The sequence below is a fragment of the Streptomyces sp. NPDC127117 genome (genome assembly GCF_042677325.1).
Lineage (GTDB): Bacteria > Actinomycetota > Actinomycetes > Streptomycetales > Streptomycetaceae > Streptomyces.
Genome location: NZ_JBHXTM010000022.1, coordinates 38,127 through 52,284, shown reverse-complemented (window position 1 = coordinate 52,284; position 14,158 = coordinate 38,127). Strand labels below are relative to the sequence as shown.

At 72.0% G+C, this 14,158-nt stretch carries 13 protein-coding genes; 8 read left to right on the top strand and 5 right to left on the bottom strand.

All coding sequences use genetic code 11. The annotated features are described in order from the left end of the window. The first annotated feature begins 51 nt into the window (after positions 1-51). Entirely contained in the window at positions 52-1,563 is a 1,512-nt protein-coding gene (locus ACFVH0_RS20535) for a hypothetical protein (RefSeq protein WP_385822052.1), read from the top strand. On the opposite strand, the gene ACFVH0_RS20530 is transcribed toward ACFVH0_RS20535, so the two are convergent. The 3 genes from ACFVH0_RS20530 to ACFVH0_RS20520 are packed head-to-tail and all read right to left on the bottom strand — an operon-like array spanning position 1,526 to position 5,708. Then, a complete protein-coding gene (locus ACFVH0_RS20530) occupies positions 1,526-2,776 on the bottom strand; it encodes a hypothetical protein (protein WP_385822051.1) in 1,251 nt (416 codons plus the stop codon). The genes ACFVH0_RS20535 and ACFVH0_RS20530 overlap by 38 nt on opposite strands. Beyond that, positions 2,773-4,446: a lipopolysaccharide biosynthesis protein gene (locus ACFVH0_RS20525; RefSeq protein ID WP_385822049.1), complete on the bottom strand. Its 1,674-nt coding sequence runs from the start codon at positions 4,444-4,446 to the stop codon at positions 2,773-2,775. Before ACFVH0_RS20525 ends, ACFVH0_RS20530 begins: the two co-directional genes overlap by 4 nt. Further along, positions 4,443-5,708, bottom strand: coding sequence for a glycosyltransferase (locus tag ACFVH0_RS20520; protein ID WP_385822048.1), 1,266 nt, complete (start codon positions 5,706-5,708; stop codon positions 4,443-4,445). The genes ACFVH0_RS20525 and ACFVH0_RS20520 overlap by 4 nt, the downstream gene beginning before the upstream one ends. 210 nt (positions 5,709-5,918) lie before the next feature. Here ACFVH0_RS20520 and ACFVH0_RS20515 point away from each other — a divergent pair, with 210 nt between their 5' ends. Continuing rightward, complete coding sequence (locus ACFVH0_RS20515) at positions 5,919-6,359, top strand: adenylyltransferase/cytidyltransferase family protein (RefSeq protein WP_266692647.1); 441 nt, start codon at positions 5,919-5,921, stop codon at positions 6,357-6,359. Here the strand turns inward: ACFVH0_RS20515 and ACFVH0_RS20510 are convergent. Both ACFVH0_RS20510 and ACFVH0_RS20505 read right to left on the bottom strand, forming a co-directional pair. Beyond that, positions 6,334-7,065 (bottom strand): CDP-alcohol phosphatidyltransferase family protein, encoded by a 732-nt coding sequence (locus ACFVH0_RS20510; protein WP_385822046.1) that lies wholly within the window; start codon positions 7,063-7,065, stop codon positions 6,334-6,336. The genes ACFVH0_RS20515 and ACFVH0_RS20510 overlap by 26 nt on opposite strands. A gap of 143 nt (positions 7,066-7,208) precedes the next feature. Further along, the gene (locus tag ACFVH0_RS20505; protein WP_385822044.1) at positions 7,209-7,904 is read right to left on the bottom strand and encodes an RNase H family protein; all 696 of its coding nucleotides are present in this window, start codon (positions 7,902-7,904) and stop codon (positions 7,209-7,211) included. A 131-nt stretch (positions 7,905-8,035) separates the two neighbouring features. Between ACFVH0_RS20505 and ACFVH0_RS20500 the strand changes: the two genes are divergently transcribed. The 6 genes from ACFVH0_RS20500 to ACFVH0_RS20475 all read left to right on the top strand — a co-directional run bounded on the left by ACFVH0_RS20500 (position 8,036) and on the right by ACFVH0_RS20475 (position 14,150). Then, positions 8,036-8,227, top strand: a complete 192-nt coding sequence (locus tag ACFVH0_RS20500; RefSeq protein ID WP_124722116.1) for a DUF6381 family protein — start codon at positions 8,036-8,038, stop codon at positions 8,225-8,227. A 229-nt stretch (positions 8,228-8,456) separates the two neighbouring features. Further along, positions 8,457-9,419 carry a PmoA family protein gene (locus tag ACFVH0_RS20495; protein ID WP_385822043.1) on the top strand — a complete coding sequence of 321 codons (963 nt, stop codon included), beginning with the start codon at positions 8,457-8,459 and terminating at the stop codon, positions 9,417-9,419. Next, positions 9,413-10,378 (top strand): D-2-hydroxyacid dehydrogenase, encoded by a 966-nt coding sequence (locus ACFVH0_RS20490; RefSeq protein WP_385822041.1) that lies wholly within the window; start codon positions 9,413-9,415, stop codon positions 10,376-10,378. The genes ACFVH0_RS20495 and ACFVH0_RS20490 overlap by 7 nt, the downstream gene beginning before the upstream one ends. A 13-nt stretch (positions 10,379-10,391) precedes the next feature. After that, complete coding sequence (locus ACFVH0_RS20485) at positions 10,392-11,633, top strand: mandelate racemase/muconate lactonizing enzyme family protein (RefSeq protein ID WP_385822039.1); 1,242 nt, start codon at positions 10,392-10,394, stop codon at positions 11,631-11,633. 90 nt (positions 11,634-11,723) lie between these two features. Further along, on the top strand, positions 11,724-12,794 hold the full coding sequence (locus ACFVH0_RS20480) for a LacI family DNA-binding transcriptional regulator (RefSeq protein WP_385822038.1): 1,071 nt from the start codon (positions 11,724-11,726) through the stop codon (positions 12,792-12,794). A gap of 180 nt (positions 12,795-12,974) precedes the next feature. Further along, a complete protein-coding gene (locus tag ACFVH0_RS20475; RefSeq protein WP_385822036.1) occupies positions 12,975-14,150 on the top strand; it encodes a substrate-binding domain-containing protein in 1,176 nt (391 codons plus the stop codon). The last annotated feature ends 8 nt before the right edge of the window (positions 14,151-14,158 follow it).

Sequence of the window (14,158 nt, the reverse complement as noted above, 5' to 3'; positions counted from 1 at the left end):
AAGTGGGTTGATTCGTTAGAGTGTTCACAGGTCCACGGAAACGGGGAGCACATGACGTCCGTCCACGAGGCGGCGCAGTCCGCACCCGTACCGGAGCACGGCCCGAGGGTGCCGGGCCACACGCAGGCGGAGCCCAGGTCATGGACCATGCTCTCGCGCGCGCTGGCCCTGCCCCTCATCCTGGCCCTGGTCTGTTTCCTGCCCGCGGTGATCGCCGCTCAGCCCGGCGCCGGCGTCCGCGACACCGCGTACTGGCTCCAGCTCGTGCTGACCTGTTATGCGGGGATCCGGCTGGCGACCATGATCCTGTCCACCCGGCGGCGTCTGCTGCAGGGCGTCTTCTGGATGTTCGTGTACATCGCGATGGGCGTGGCGCCGTTCGCCCAGGCCGTCATCGGGCAGACGCCCACCCCGGTGGTCGGGCCGCGGTCGGATCTGGTGACGGCCGTCGCGCTCATCCTGGTGGGCTGTGCCGCGTTCGACCTGGGGGCCCTGCTGGCGTCCCGGCGGCCGCTGCGGCGGCGGGTCGCCGCGCGCTTCGGGGGGCGCCCGGCCGTGGCGCACCGGGGTCGGCTCGGGCTGCTGGTGCTGCTGGCCTTCGCGGCGAGCGGCTACTACATCCTGAAGGTCGGCGGGCCTGCGGTCTTCTTCACCAGCCGTCAGGAGATCAGTGCCTCGGTCGCGGGGAGCGGGGTGGGGTCGGACGGCTCCAATGTGGGGTCGGCGTTCCTCAAGGGCTTCGGCACGGTGCCCGCGCTGCTCGCGCTGCTCTTCTTCACCCGCCGGCTGGTGACCTCGCGCAGAGCCCGGCGCTCCCCGTCGGCCGTGCTGGTCTGGGCCGGGCTCCTGGTCCTCAATGTGATCGTCAACAACCCGTTCTCCAACGCCCGTTACTGGTTCCTGACGGTGCTGGTCTCGTTGCTGTTCACCGCGTTCCCGAGCAGTGCGGCGATGTACCGCTCGGTGCTGGCCATGGGGGTGGTCGGGGCGCTGGTGCTGTTCCCTTACGCGGACCGGTTCCGGTACGACAGCGCGGGGTACCGGCCGGTGGAATCGTCCTCGGTGTTCGAGCCGCTGGCCACCAAGGACTACGACCAGACGGTGATGTTCGCCAACACCATCACCTGGGTCGACACCCGCGGCCACTCCTATGGGCGTCAGCTGGCAGGATCCGCCCTCTTCTTCGTGCCCCGGTCGGTGTGGAGCGGCAAGCCGGAGGACACAGGGGTGCGCGTCGGTCAGTGGATGGGGATGAACATGACCAATCTGTCGGCGCCGTTGTGGACCGAGCTCTGGGTCGACTTCGGTGCGCCGGGCATGGTCGGTGCCCTCGCACTGATCGGGTACGCCGCCGCGCGTACCGACCGGCGGTACGCGCGGGCGGTCTCCAGGGACGGTCCGGGGCCCGGCAGCGTCCTGGCCGTCACCGCACCGCTGGTCGCCGGGTACACCTTCATTCTGCTGCGCGGGCCGCTGTTGCAGTCCGTCGGCAAGCTGGCCGTCGCTGCGCTCTGCCTGCTGCTGGTCACGAGCTTCCGTCGGGACGTGCGGCGCCCGCGCTGACGGGCGCCCGCGCCACGCCCGTGCGGGCCCCGAGCCGGGCCACCCTGGTCCAGGTGGCGACCGCCTTGCACCCGGATCCCAGGCACAGGCCCCAGGCGGCGCCCGGTACTCCGGCCAGCGCGTAGCCGCCGGCCAGGAAGGCGACGGCGGCGAGCGAGAAGACCACCTGGACGGCCAGCGTGGTACGCGGGTCGAGCATCCGCAGGGCCAGCAGCCCGCAGGTGCCGACGGCCATCGCCGCGTACTGGCTGCCGGTCGCCGGGAGCAGGGCGGCCGCCGTGGGCCAGGTGTCGCCCAGCAGCCGGCGTCCGACCGGGTCGGGCAGCACGGCCAGTACGGAGGCCCAGGCGACGGCGACGGCCGCCAGGACGGCCGCGAGCACGGCGGCGGCCCGCACCCTGCGCCGTTCGTCGGCGAGCCTGCCCAGGAGCGGCGGGCCGAAGCCGGTGGCCGAGGTGAACAGCACGTTCAACGGCCCGAAGAGGGTGGTCGCGCCGCGCAGTGCGCCGACCACCAGCGGGTTGCCGACCGCGCCCAGTCCGAGGACGGAGAGCTGGCCGGTGGCGTTGCCCACCGCGAACTCCACCACGAAGCGCCGCCCGAGATGGCCGCGCCGCAGCATGACCTTCAGCCGCACCGGTGTCCCGGCCACCCGCCGGTGCAGCAGGACCGCCGAGAGCAGCAGGGCCGGCAGCGCGGCGAGCCCCCACACCAGCACGAGCCGGGCCGCCGGGGTGCCGTGCGGCTGGAGCGCCAACGCGCCCAGCACACAGACCAGTCGGAGCACGTCGCCGGCCAGCGCCAGATGCGGCAGGTGCAGGGTGGAAAAGGCGTAACGCATGGTGTCCTGGCCCAGCACGACCGGCAGGACGAGGCCCAGCACCATCAGGGCCTGCGCGGTGGCGCCCGGCAGCAGCAGGCAGACACCGGCCAGTGGCGCGCCGAGCACCCCCGACGCGAACAGCGTGAAGGCCACCGCCGACCGGCAGGCGCCGCGCACCTCGTCGCCCCCGCCGCGCCGCAGCACCAACGGCTGTCCGGTGTAGGCGCCGGACACCCCCAGCAGCACCGTGAAGACGAGGTAGACCGCCGAGAAGCGGGCGAAGTCGGCCACGGTGGAGAGCCGCGCGGCCGTCACCAGCACCAGGATGTTGGTGAGCGCGGCCACCCCCTGGTCGGCGACCGAGCAGAGGATCGCCGTGCGTGCCCTCATCTGTGTCCGGCGGTGGAGTCGAAGGCGCGCAGCCCCAGCGTCTCGGTGGGGTCACCGGCGTGCTCCGGTCCGTTGCCCGTTTCGTCCCGGCGCGGCCGCCCGCCGCCGGGGCGCCGCTTGGCGGCCTTTCTGCGGGCCCGGCGCTCGTGGCGGCTCAGACCGGGGTGCAGCAGGGCGCCGAGCACGGAGCCGCCCGCCGCGCCGATGATCTCCCGGATCCGCTCCAGGTCGCTGCGGTGCACCTCGCGCGGGTCGCAGACCACCACGACGCCCTCGACCCGGTCGATCAGTGCCACGGCGTCGGCGTACGACAGCACGGGCGGGGCCAGCACGATGACGACGGCGTCCGGCCGGTCGCCCTCGGCGACGATCCGGCCGACGGGTGCCGACGTCAGCGCGCGCGGAACGTTGTCCGTGCGCCGGCCCGCTATCAGGGCGAAGGCGCCCGAACCGGGTACGTCCACGTTCATCTGGCTGTCCGACGGCCAGGCGCGCCGGCCCCGGGTCGCCCAGCGCGGCCGGGAAGCCTGCGCCGCCGGACCCAGGTCCCTGGCCAGGGCGGGGGTGCGCAGATCGGCCTCGACCAGGATCACGTCGCGGCCCATCTCGGCGAAGGCCGCGGCCAGGTTGGCCGCGGCGGCGGCCGCCGCCGCGCCGTCCCCGCGCGGCGCCGTGACCAGGAGCCTGCGGCGCTCGGCGAACGACGGATCGTAGGCGAGCCGGAAGGCCACTGCGCGGTACTCCTCGGCGAGCCTGCTCCCGCTCCGTCCGATGGCCAGCACCGAGCCGCCGTACGCGCGCTCCCTGGGCAGGGTGCCCAGCAGGGGCGCGCCGAGCGAGCGGACCAGCTCCCGGGTCGAGCGCACGGCCGGGTCGAAGACCAGACGGACCCAGGACAGCAGCAGTCCCAGTGCGAGACCGACGACACCGCCGAGCCCCAGCAGCAGCGGCAGTCCGGCGCCGGTGGGCTCGCTCGGGGCGGCAGGCTTCTTCGTCAGATATCCGGGGGTGGTGTCCAGTGCGCGCAACTCGGAGATCTTGCGGGTGAGTTCGGAGATCGCGACGACCAGGTTGGCCCGTGCGCTGGTCACGTCGTTGCCGCCGCCGGTCTGCGCCGCCAGTTGGTCACGCTGTTCGGTGAGCGGGGTGAGCTGGGCGCGGTAGCCGTCCACCATGTTGGCGATGCTGTTCTCGGTGCGCTGGCGGCGTATCTCCAGATAGGCGTCGGCGAGCGCCTGGGCCCGTTCCTTCGCCAGTGCGGGGGTGCGGCCGGTGTAGGAGAAGCGGAGCACGAGGGTGTTGGGCGGGTTGGTGACCTGGAGTCCGGAGAGCAGCGGCCCGACCGCCACCCGGTCGCCCTTTCCGGCCAGGGTGGTGACGGCCAGGGTGCCCACGGTGTCGCTGACGGCGGTCTGCCGTTCGGAGCCGATGTTGATGCCCTTGTCGGCGGAGGCTCCGGCGGCGAACGGGTCCGAGGCGGCGGAGCGTACGACGACCTCACCCGTCGATGTGTAGTTCTCCTCGCCGCTCAGCGCGAGCCAGCCGCCGCCGATGAGCCCGACGGCCACGCCGGAGGCGAGCAGGGCCCGGTAGCGCAGGAGCTGGCGGAACTGGTCCCTCAGCAGCGCGGGTTCGTCCTGGTCCTCCAGGGTGCGGATCGGCTGGTTCATCGACGTGGTCTCCCTTTGGCGTCCGCGAGGACCTCGGTGAGCAGGGCGTCGAAGCGGGCCAGGCCCGCCTCGCGGCTCAGGTGACGTGCGACGTACTGCGGCCCCCTGGCCCCGAGCGCGTCCGCCCCCGCCGGTGCCTCGACGAGCTTCCGTACGGCCGAGAGCAGCGCCGCGGGATCCTCGGGGGCGACGAGGAGCCCGGCGCCGGAGCGGTGGACCTCCTGCGCGGTGCCTCCTCCCTCGGCGACCGAGGCCACCACGGGCCGGCCCGAGACGAAGTAGGAGGTGAGTTTGGACGGGACGCTCATGTCGAGCACGGAGGCCTTCTGTGTCACCGCGAGCACATCGGCGGCGGCGAGGACGTCCGTGAACTCGCATGCGTCGGCCGGGGGCAGGAAGTCGAGGTTGCGCAGGCCCGCGGCGCGCGCCAGCAGCGCCTCGCGCTGATTGCCGTCGCCCATGAGCACCACGCGTATCTCCGGCGCGAGCCGGGCAGCGTCGACGAGGACCTCCAGACCCTGTTTGAGTCCCATGTTCCCGGAGTGCAGGACCACCGGGGTGCCCTCGCTCCAGCCGAGCCGTGCCCGGGTGACGGCCCGGTCGGTGGAAGGGGCCCGCACATGCGACCAGTTGGGCACCGTACGGATGCGGCCCGGGTCCACTCCGTAGGCGGTGACGCGGGGCACGAAGGTCTCGTGGATGACGCCGACGAGGGCCGCGGAGCGCAGTGCGTACCGTTCGGCGGCGGAGGCGACGGCCGCGGCACGGTCCCCGCCCCGGATGCCGCTCTGCGCGGCGGCGGCGCCCATCAGGTCCTGCACGACGGGTATGTACGGGACCTGGTGGCGGCGGGCCAGCCGGGCGCCGATGACGCCCCCGGCGAGGCTGGGTATCTGGGAGACCACCGCGTCCGGCGGCCGGGCGGCGGGCGGCGACAGCAGACCATGACCCAGCACCGTAGCCTCGAACGCCGCTCTGCGCAGGGCTGTTTGACGGGACGGCACATAATGTCTTCGCCGGTGCACGGTGACCCCGGCCCGCTTCTCGGCGACCCGCCACACCCCCCGGTACTCCGCGTCGGTCCGCCAGGACGGGTAGTGCGGCATCCCGGTCAGTACGTGGGTCTGGGCCCCGGCCTCGGCCCAGTGCTCGGCGAGCTGCGCGGCGTACGGGCCGATGCCCGTCAGCTCAGGCGCGTAGTTCGTCGAGACGACCAGCAGGGTACGTCCCTCGAACAGCTTGTGACGATCGGCATCGGACATGGGCGCCCGCCTTCCCCCCGGAACATTCTGTGTTCCCCCCAAGGAACAGCACCAAAAGCGAGCTTATCCGTTCACGTGATGCGCAAGTGGTCTTCACAGTAAGGTCGTTGCACCATCAACACCGATACCGATATCCCACCGCACCGGACGCCATGTCCGGAAAACCGCCGCGGGACACGGACATCACGTTCACCTTGGGGGGAAGAACGGATGGTGCACAGGGTCGGCTACGCGCCGGGGGTCTACGACCTCTTCCATGTGGGGCATCTCAACATCCTGCGGCACGCCCGCAGTCAGTGCGACTACCTCGTCGCCGGAGTCGTCTCGGACGAGATGGCCGCGCTCGCCAAGGGCCATCGGCCGGTGATTCCGCTGCCGGAACGCCTGGAGATCGTACGCAGCGTGCGGTACGTGGACGCGGCGTTCGTCGAGACCGTGCCCGACAAGGTCGAGACCTGGCAGCAGGTGAGGTTCGACGTGATCTTCAAGGGGGACGACTGGCGGGACACGGAGAAGGGGAAACGGCTGGAACGCGACTTCGCCGAGGTCGGCGTGGAGGTCGTCTACTTCCCGTACACCGTGCACACGTCCAGCACCCAGCTGCGCCGGGCACTGGACACGCTCGTCAGTCCACAGTCCGGAGCGCTCTGAGTTCGCTGAACCACTTGGCGAGGAACGCCACCAGGAACAGCGCGTGCACGGCCGCGAGCGCCGCATAGCCGAGGCGGAACGCGGTGCGGTCGCCGAGGAGCAGAAAAACCAGGCAGAAGACTCCGTAGTCGGCGGGCAGCAGTACCAGGGCCCGCAGCCGCGAGACCGGTGCCGCGGTGCCGGTGCCCGCCGTGGGCAGGGCGGCCGCCCTGCCGAGCTGTTCGCGAAGCAGTCCCGCGCAGAAGGTCAGCACCGCCGTGAACAGGAAGCCCAGCGGCAGCAGCAGCCAGCCCTCGCCGGGCAGTCCGGAGAACCGCTGGAACGAGATCAGCACGGCGGTGTGCACGAGGATCATCTTGGCGCAGTCCACGACATGGTCCAGCCACTCGCCGTCCGGGCCTCCCCCGCCGGTGAGTCTGGCCAGCTGGCCGTCGGCCGAATCGAGGGCGAAGCCGATGGCGAGACCCGCGTACGCCGCGACCGCCAGCCCGAAGGACGGCCGGACGAGCGCCACCGAGGCGATCGCGGCGAAAGTGAACGCCGCGCTGATCAAGGTGACTTGATTGGGAGTCAGCCCCATCCGACACGCAACGGCCGCGAAGAACCGGCCGGCCGGCCGGTTCACGTAACGCGAGTACAGCGACACCCCCTTGGCCGTCTTCTGCGCGCCGCGCAGCTCACGCAGGACCGTGCCCGTCTTTCCCATCCGCCCCCCAGCGTCCAGCCATCGCGGGCGGCGCCGCGCCGGTGCCGGCCTCGGCACAGCGGTGCGCGCACGCCGCCGTCAGAGCCGCATCATGGCACGCGGGCCAGGTCCCCCGTGGCCTCATCAGGGACCTTCCGTCCGGATCAGACGGGGGCGGTACGGCACTCCGGGTGGCCCCAGCCGTTGGGGTTCTTGGCAATCATGTCCTGTGCCGCGTAGGGCTTTCCACAGTGACAGCGGCCGGCGAACCTGGCCTTGATGGTGCCCCCGGAACGGGTGGGGCGTGCCGCGCCCGTCGCCTTCTTCGCCGCCGCGCCGCCGCGCCGCCCCTCGGTCGCCCGGGCGGGGGCCGGTGTCGGCAACTGCGCGGAGCCGTGCGCGGTTCCGGCCGGCCGCTGCGCCACCGCGGCCTCGCTGGCCGCCTGGTCGGCGAGTGCGTTGAGCGGGTCGCCGTCGACCTGGTGGGCCGGAACGTAGGTGAAGCGCACGGTCCGGCCGGTCAGCCGGTCGTCGATGGCGGTCACCAGGTCCCGGTTGGCGACGGGCTTGCCGGCCGAGGTCTTCCAGCCGTTGCGCTTCCATCCCGGCAGCCACTTGGTCACGGCGTTCATCGCGTACTGCGAGTCCATCCGTACCTCGATCGGCACGGAGGGGTCGGTCGACCCCAACAGCTCCAGCAGCGCGGTGAGTTCGGCGATGTTGTTGGTCGCGGTGCCCAGTGGTCCCGCTTCCCAGCGTTCGGGCCGGCCCTGTGCGTCGGCCACGACCCATGCCCAGGCCGCAGGTCCCGGATTGCCCTTGGACGCCCCGTCGCACGCGGCGATGATGCTCTCGTTCATGTCCTCGATCATGCCAGCGTCGCGACACCCCTCCGGAACCCGTGACTCTGAGTGACGATTCGAGGTGCGGTGGCCCGGCGGCGCTGGTTCTCTGATGGAGCCCGCTCTTCCCAACCGCACAAGGAGCGATGATGAGCGTTGCACGTGAATCCGGTGACCGTGCGCAGCAGCTGCGCGAAAAGGCCCGGCACATGACCGAGGCCGCCGAGCGCACCACCGACCCTGAGCAGCGCCAGCGGCTGCAGGAGAAGGCCCGGAAGCTCCAGGAACAGTGCGAGCAGCAGGGCGACATGGGCGGCGGAAGCATCCGTCCGCCCAAGTGACACCTGCCTCACGCCAACGGCCGACGTCTTGTCGCTCTTCCATGAGTGGGCGGCAAGCCGTCGGCCGCCGTGCTGTCGCCGACGTTCCTCGGGGGCTGTCGACGTACCTCCGGGCCTGTCGACGTACCTCCGGGCCTGTCGACGTACCTCCGGGGCTGTTGACGTTCTTCCGGGGCAGGCCCTAGGTTGCGGTAAGCGCTTTCCAGCCGCACCCAGGAGATCTCGGGACATGAGCAGTCCACTGCGCATCACGCACGCCCACGGTGACCGGATCACGGTCACCGAGGAGCGCGGCGGCATCGATCTGATCAGCTACGTCTACCGGCCGGAGGCGGCCTGGGAAGCCCCCAAGCCGTACATCCACCCCATGCGCACACTGGCCGATAACGTTGTCACCGACTACCGGCCCAACGATCACCGCTGGCACAAGGGCCTCCAGATGACGGCCTCCCACCTCTCCGGGCAGAACCTGTGGGGCGGCAACACCTATGTACACGGCCAGGACTACGTGCCGCTGCCCGAGCGGGTCGGGTCGATGGCGCACATCGGATTCGACGAGGTGTCGGCGCAGACCGGGCGCGCGGTCATCGCGGAGCGGCTGAGCTGGCGCCACAACGACGGCACGCACTGGGCGGACGAGCTGCGCCGCGTCGAGCTGCACGATGTCGAGCACGCCGGATCCGGCTCCGGCGCCACCGACGCCGGCCCCGGTGGCAGTTGGACGCTGACCTGGTCCAGCGCGATCACCAACCGGCGTACCGAGCCGCTGCTCTTCGGCAGCCCGACGACCCACGGCCGGGAGTCGGCCGGCTACACGGGCCTCTTCTGGCGCGGGCCGCGCGCCTTCCGCGGCGGCCGGATCCTCGGCCCGGACGGGGAGGGCCCGGGGCTGATGGGGACGCAGGCACCCTGGCTGGCGTACAGCGGCGAACACGACGGCGCCGACGGGCACGCGACGCTGATCTTCCAGCACGCCCCGGAGAACGATCACACGGGAGCGGGCGGCACCCACCCGGCGCACTGGTTCGTCCGCGACGAACCCTTCGCGGCCGTCGCCCCCTCCTTCGCCTTCCACAAGGAGCTGGAACTCGCCCCGGGCGATACCCTGTCCCGCCGCTACCGGATCACCGTCGCGGACGGCGCCTGGGACCGGGATCGGATCGCCGATCACCTGGCGGCGCACCCATGGTGAACGGGAACACGGACGGCCTCGGCCTGTACGTGGAGCTGCCGCTCGACGATTCCGGCCGTGCCCGGCTGCGCGGTCTCGGGTCCGGGCCCGTGTGGTTCGCCGAGCCGGGAACCGCCGCAGCGGCGGACGCCCGGGCGCTCGCGGACGCCGACATCGCGCTCGGCAATCCCCCGGCGGCCTGGGTGGCCGAAGCCCCCCGGCTCCGGTGGCTGCAGCTCGCCTCGGTCGGGATCGACGGCTATCTCGGCCTGGACTGGCCGGTACTCGGCCGCCGGCTGACCGTCACCAACCTGGGTGACCTCTTCGCGGGGCCGGTGGCCGAGTCGTGTCTGGCGGGCGTCCTGGCGCTGCACCGCGGCATCGACGAGCTCGCCGTGCTGCGTTCCCGCGGCACCTGGGCGAAGCCCGCCGTCCGGCCGCGGCTTCGGCTGCTGTCCGGATCACGGGTCCTGGTGCTGGGCCGGGGGTCCATCGCCCGGAGGTTCGCCGAGTTGCTCGGACCGTTCGGCTGCCGGGTGTCGCACTTCGCACGCGGCTCGGGCGACATCCGCACACCGGCCGAACTCGACGAGCGGCTGCCCGGCTTCGACGTGGTGGTGGGGCTGCTGCCCGGCACGCCCGCGACGGACCGGCTGCTCGACGCGCGCCGGCTCGCGCTCATGCGGCCGGGGGCCGTTCTGGTGAACGCCGGCCGGGGTTCGCTGGTGGACGAGGAGGCACTGGTCCGCGAGCTGTCCTCCGGGCGGCTCGGCGGTGCGGTGCTGGACGTGACGTGGCAGGAGCCGCTGCCCGCTGGGCATCCCTTGTGGTCCTGCCCGAACGTCATCCTCACCCAGCACACCGCGGGTGGCTCCACGGACGAGAGCGCACGGGTCGTCGACCTGTTCGCCGACAACCTGCTCCGGTTCGGGGCCGGTGAACCGCTGCGCAACACCGTGCGGTGGACCAGAGGATTCTGAGGACGCGACCGACATGCCCGAATCAGCTTCCGCGCACACCGGTGCGCTCATCGACGACGGGGTGCGCATCGCGGCGCTCCGGCCGGTGCTGCTCAGCGCGCCGTACGCCGATCCGGAGAATCTGGAGGTGCGCGTGGCGCTACCCACGGGGTGGCGCACGACGGGGCTGGTCGAGGTGACCCTGGACGACGGGACGACCGGTCTCGGCGAGGGCTATCTCGCCGTCTTCGCCCCGCAGGTCTTCGTCTCCACGGTCGAGCTGCTCGCCCCCTATCTGGTCGGACGTCCGGCCGGGGACCTGGCCGGACGCTACCGGGACATGGTGGACATCACGGGGTACTGGAGCCTTCAGGGAGCGGCCCGCCATGTCGTCTCCGCCGTGGAGGCGGCCCTGGTCGACGCCCTCGGGAAACGGGCCGGCGTGCCGGCGTACGAGCTGCTGGGCGGCCGTCGTACGGACCGGATCCGGCTCTACGCGAGCGGGGGCGACTCGACCTCCCCGGCGGCGATGAGGGCCGAGATCGCCGCTGTCGCCGCCCTCGGGATCGACACCTTCAAGATCAGGGCACGGGGTCACGAGGCGGACAAGGCGGTGTGGACGCTTGAGCACGCGGCCCCGCACGGGGTCGGGGTCGCCGTCGACATGGCGCAGAATCTTCATGACCCCGGCCAGTCGGCGGCGGACGCGCTGGCGTTCCTGGCCGCGGTGCGGGCCGGCACCCGGCGGCCGGTGCGTTTTCTGGAGGAGCCGCTGGGCCCCGCCCGTACCCATGAGTACCCCGCGCTGCGGCGGGCGGCCGGTTGCCCGGTGGCGGGCGGGGAGACCGTCACCACCGCGCGAGAGCTGCTGGAACGCATGGCCGCGGGTTGCTACGACATGGTGCAGCCGGACGCCACGGTCGTCGGTGGGCCCGTGCAGACCCTGGCCGTCTTCGCGGGTGCCGCGGAACACGGCGTCGACCCGGTCGTGCACTGCTGGGGCAGTGCGGTGTGCCAGGCGGCCAACTACCACGCCGCGTTCGCCGGTGGCGGTCGGCTGGCCGAGTGGCCGATGCCCGCATACCCCCTGCGGTCCGAGCTCCTGGTCGAGCCCTTCCGCATCGAGGCGGGCCACCTGCTCGCTCCGCGGGCGCCCGGGCTCGGCGTCCGGCTCACCCCGCGGACGGAGCGGCGGTACGCCTTCCGTCACGATGCCGTCTACCGCTGCCTGGCCGCACTGCCGCCGACCGCACCGGGCCGATGGAGCGCCGGCTGACCGGGAGCCGGGGCGAGAGCGTCGGCGGCGGGGCCGGATCCTCTTGCATACACAATGGGAAAACGCTTTCAGTGCGGCTATCGTAGCCCTATGCAGAGCCAGGTCAATCGACGTTCCGCCCGCCCCCGCCCGTCGTCCGCCGTGACGCTCCAGCAGGTCGCGCAGGACGCCGGGGTCTCTCTCGCCACGGCTTCGCGCGTCCTCAGCGACAGCGACCGCAACGTGACCCAGGAGCTCCAGGAGCGTGTCCTGGAGGCAGCCGCCCGGCTACGCTACGTGTCCAACGCGCCCGCCCGCGCGCTGGTGCAGTCCACGACGTCCATCGTCGGCCTGGTCGTACACGATGTGAACGACGCCTACTACTCCGCCATCGCGGCCGGCGTCATGGAGGTCGCCCGCGACCACAAGCTCCTGGTGATGCTGGCGGGCACCTTCCACGAGCCCGAACTCCAGGCGGAGTACGTGGCCCGGCTGCGGGCGCAGCGGGCCCGCGCCGTGGTCCTCGCCGGATCGGGCTTCACCGGCGCGAATCCCGCGCTCACCCAGGAGCTGGAGGCCTTCGCGGCGCAGGGCGGCCGGGTGACCGCGGTCGCGCACCAGGACCTCCCGGTGGACACGATCGTTCCGGGCAACCGCGAGGGCGGCCGGGCGGTCGCCGAGCACCTCGCCGCGCTGGGGCACACCGAGATCGGCGTCATCTGCGGACCGCTGGCACTGGTCTCCGTACAGGAACGGCTGCACGGCTTCCTGGAACGGGCCGCCGAACTGGGCGTCGTCGTGCAGGAGCACCACCGCGTCGAGGCCGACTTCACCAGGGAGGGCGGCCGGTCCGCGGCGGTGCGGCTGTTCCGCAGGTCACCCGGGATCACCGCGCTGTTCGCGCTCAACGACGCCATGGCGCTGGGCGCGCTCGCCGCGCTCCGTGACGACCTCGGCAGGAGCGTTCCCTCCGATGTCTCCGTCGTCGGCTTCGACGACCTGCCCGTGGCCGGCGATGTCACGCCCGCGCTGACCACCGTGCGGCTGCCGCTGGAGGAGATCGGCCGCCGGGCGCTGCTGCTGGCCCTCGGCGACGCGACGGCTTCGCCGCGCACGCTCGCCGTGCCCTCACGCCTGGTGGTACGGGCCAGCACGGCTCCGCCGCCCCGGATGAACGGCTGAGTTCCTGCCGGGCTGGAAGCGCCCGGACCGGCGAGTTGACGCATTAAAGGGACGGACTCCCAGCTTGATGCACCAAGTTGCCGATCCTTTCCCTGCAACCCTCTTGAAATAATGCATTAACCCCCACCACACTGAGGTCAACGCCGATTGACGCGTCAAATCCGAGGGGGTGGTGGCTGGATGGGTACGTCCGGGCCCAAGTACCAGCGCATCAAGGACGAGTTGCGGGCCGAGGTGGCTCGTGACGAGTACGAGGCCGGTGCTCCGTTCATCACTCAGAACCAGCTGCGCGAGCGCTTTCAGGTCAGCTCCACCACTGCCGTCCGGGCACTCAACGACCTTGTCGCAGAAGGGCTGTTGGTGCGTCGGCGCGGCCAGGGGACCTTTGTCGCCGACGCCGGTGACCGGGCGCCCGCGGAGCCCTCACCGGCACACCGGTCCGGGGTGATCGCCTGCATCATCAGCGGCCAGGGGCCCTACCAGTCGGAGGTGCTGCGCGGGATCGAGTCCGGCTGTTCGGAGCGCGGGATGCGGCTGTTCTTCTCCGACTCCGCCGTCCACATGACCGATACCGGGCACGCCGCCCACGACGCCTCGCTGGCCCGCCAGGACCAGGCGCTGCGCCAGGCCGTCGAGGACCGGGTCGACGGTGTCATCCTCTACCCCGTCCAGGGCGCGCCCGATTTCGATGTCCTCGACGGGATCAGGCGCCTGCGCATCCCCATGGTCCTGGTCGACCGGTATTTCCCGGGCCTCGCCATCGACGCGGTCACCGCCGACAACTACGACGTCGGCTACCGCCTCACCGAACATCTGCTGGCCGACGGTCATGAGCGGATAGCGACGCTCTGGGGCGAGACGCAGTGCACCAGCGTCCACGACCGGATGACCGGTCACAAGCAGGCGTTGCGCGCCCATGACCAGCCCCTGCTACCCCAGTTGACCGCGCTGCGCTCGTACACGGCGCTGTCCGAGGACGAGCGCAAACAGCTGCTGACCGACCTGCTCGGCTCGCCCGAGCCGCCGACCGCCCTGCTGTGCGCCCACGGTTTCGCCGTCGCCACCGCCGCCGCCGATCTGGCCTCGCTCGGCATCGCCGTGCCCGACGAGATCGTGCTGGCCGGGATGGACGACGCCGGACCCTACGACCTGCTGCCGCTCACCAGCTTCGCCGCCCGGCTCCCCGCCAGGGAGATCGGCCTCCGGGCGGTCGAGCAACTGGTCACCCGGATCGCGGAGCGCACGGCGGGCGAGGACCCGTACCGCAGCGCCGAGCAGATCGTGCTCCCCGTCCGGATCAGGACGCGCGAGTCCGGTCCGGTCCGGCTCCGTACCGTCGCCGCCCGCCGGCCCTGAGGGAGGAG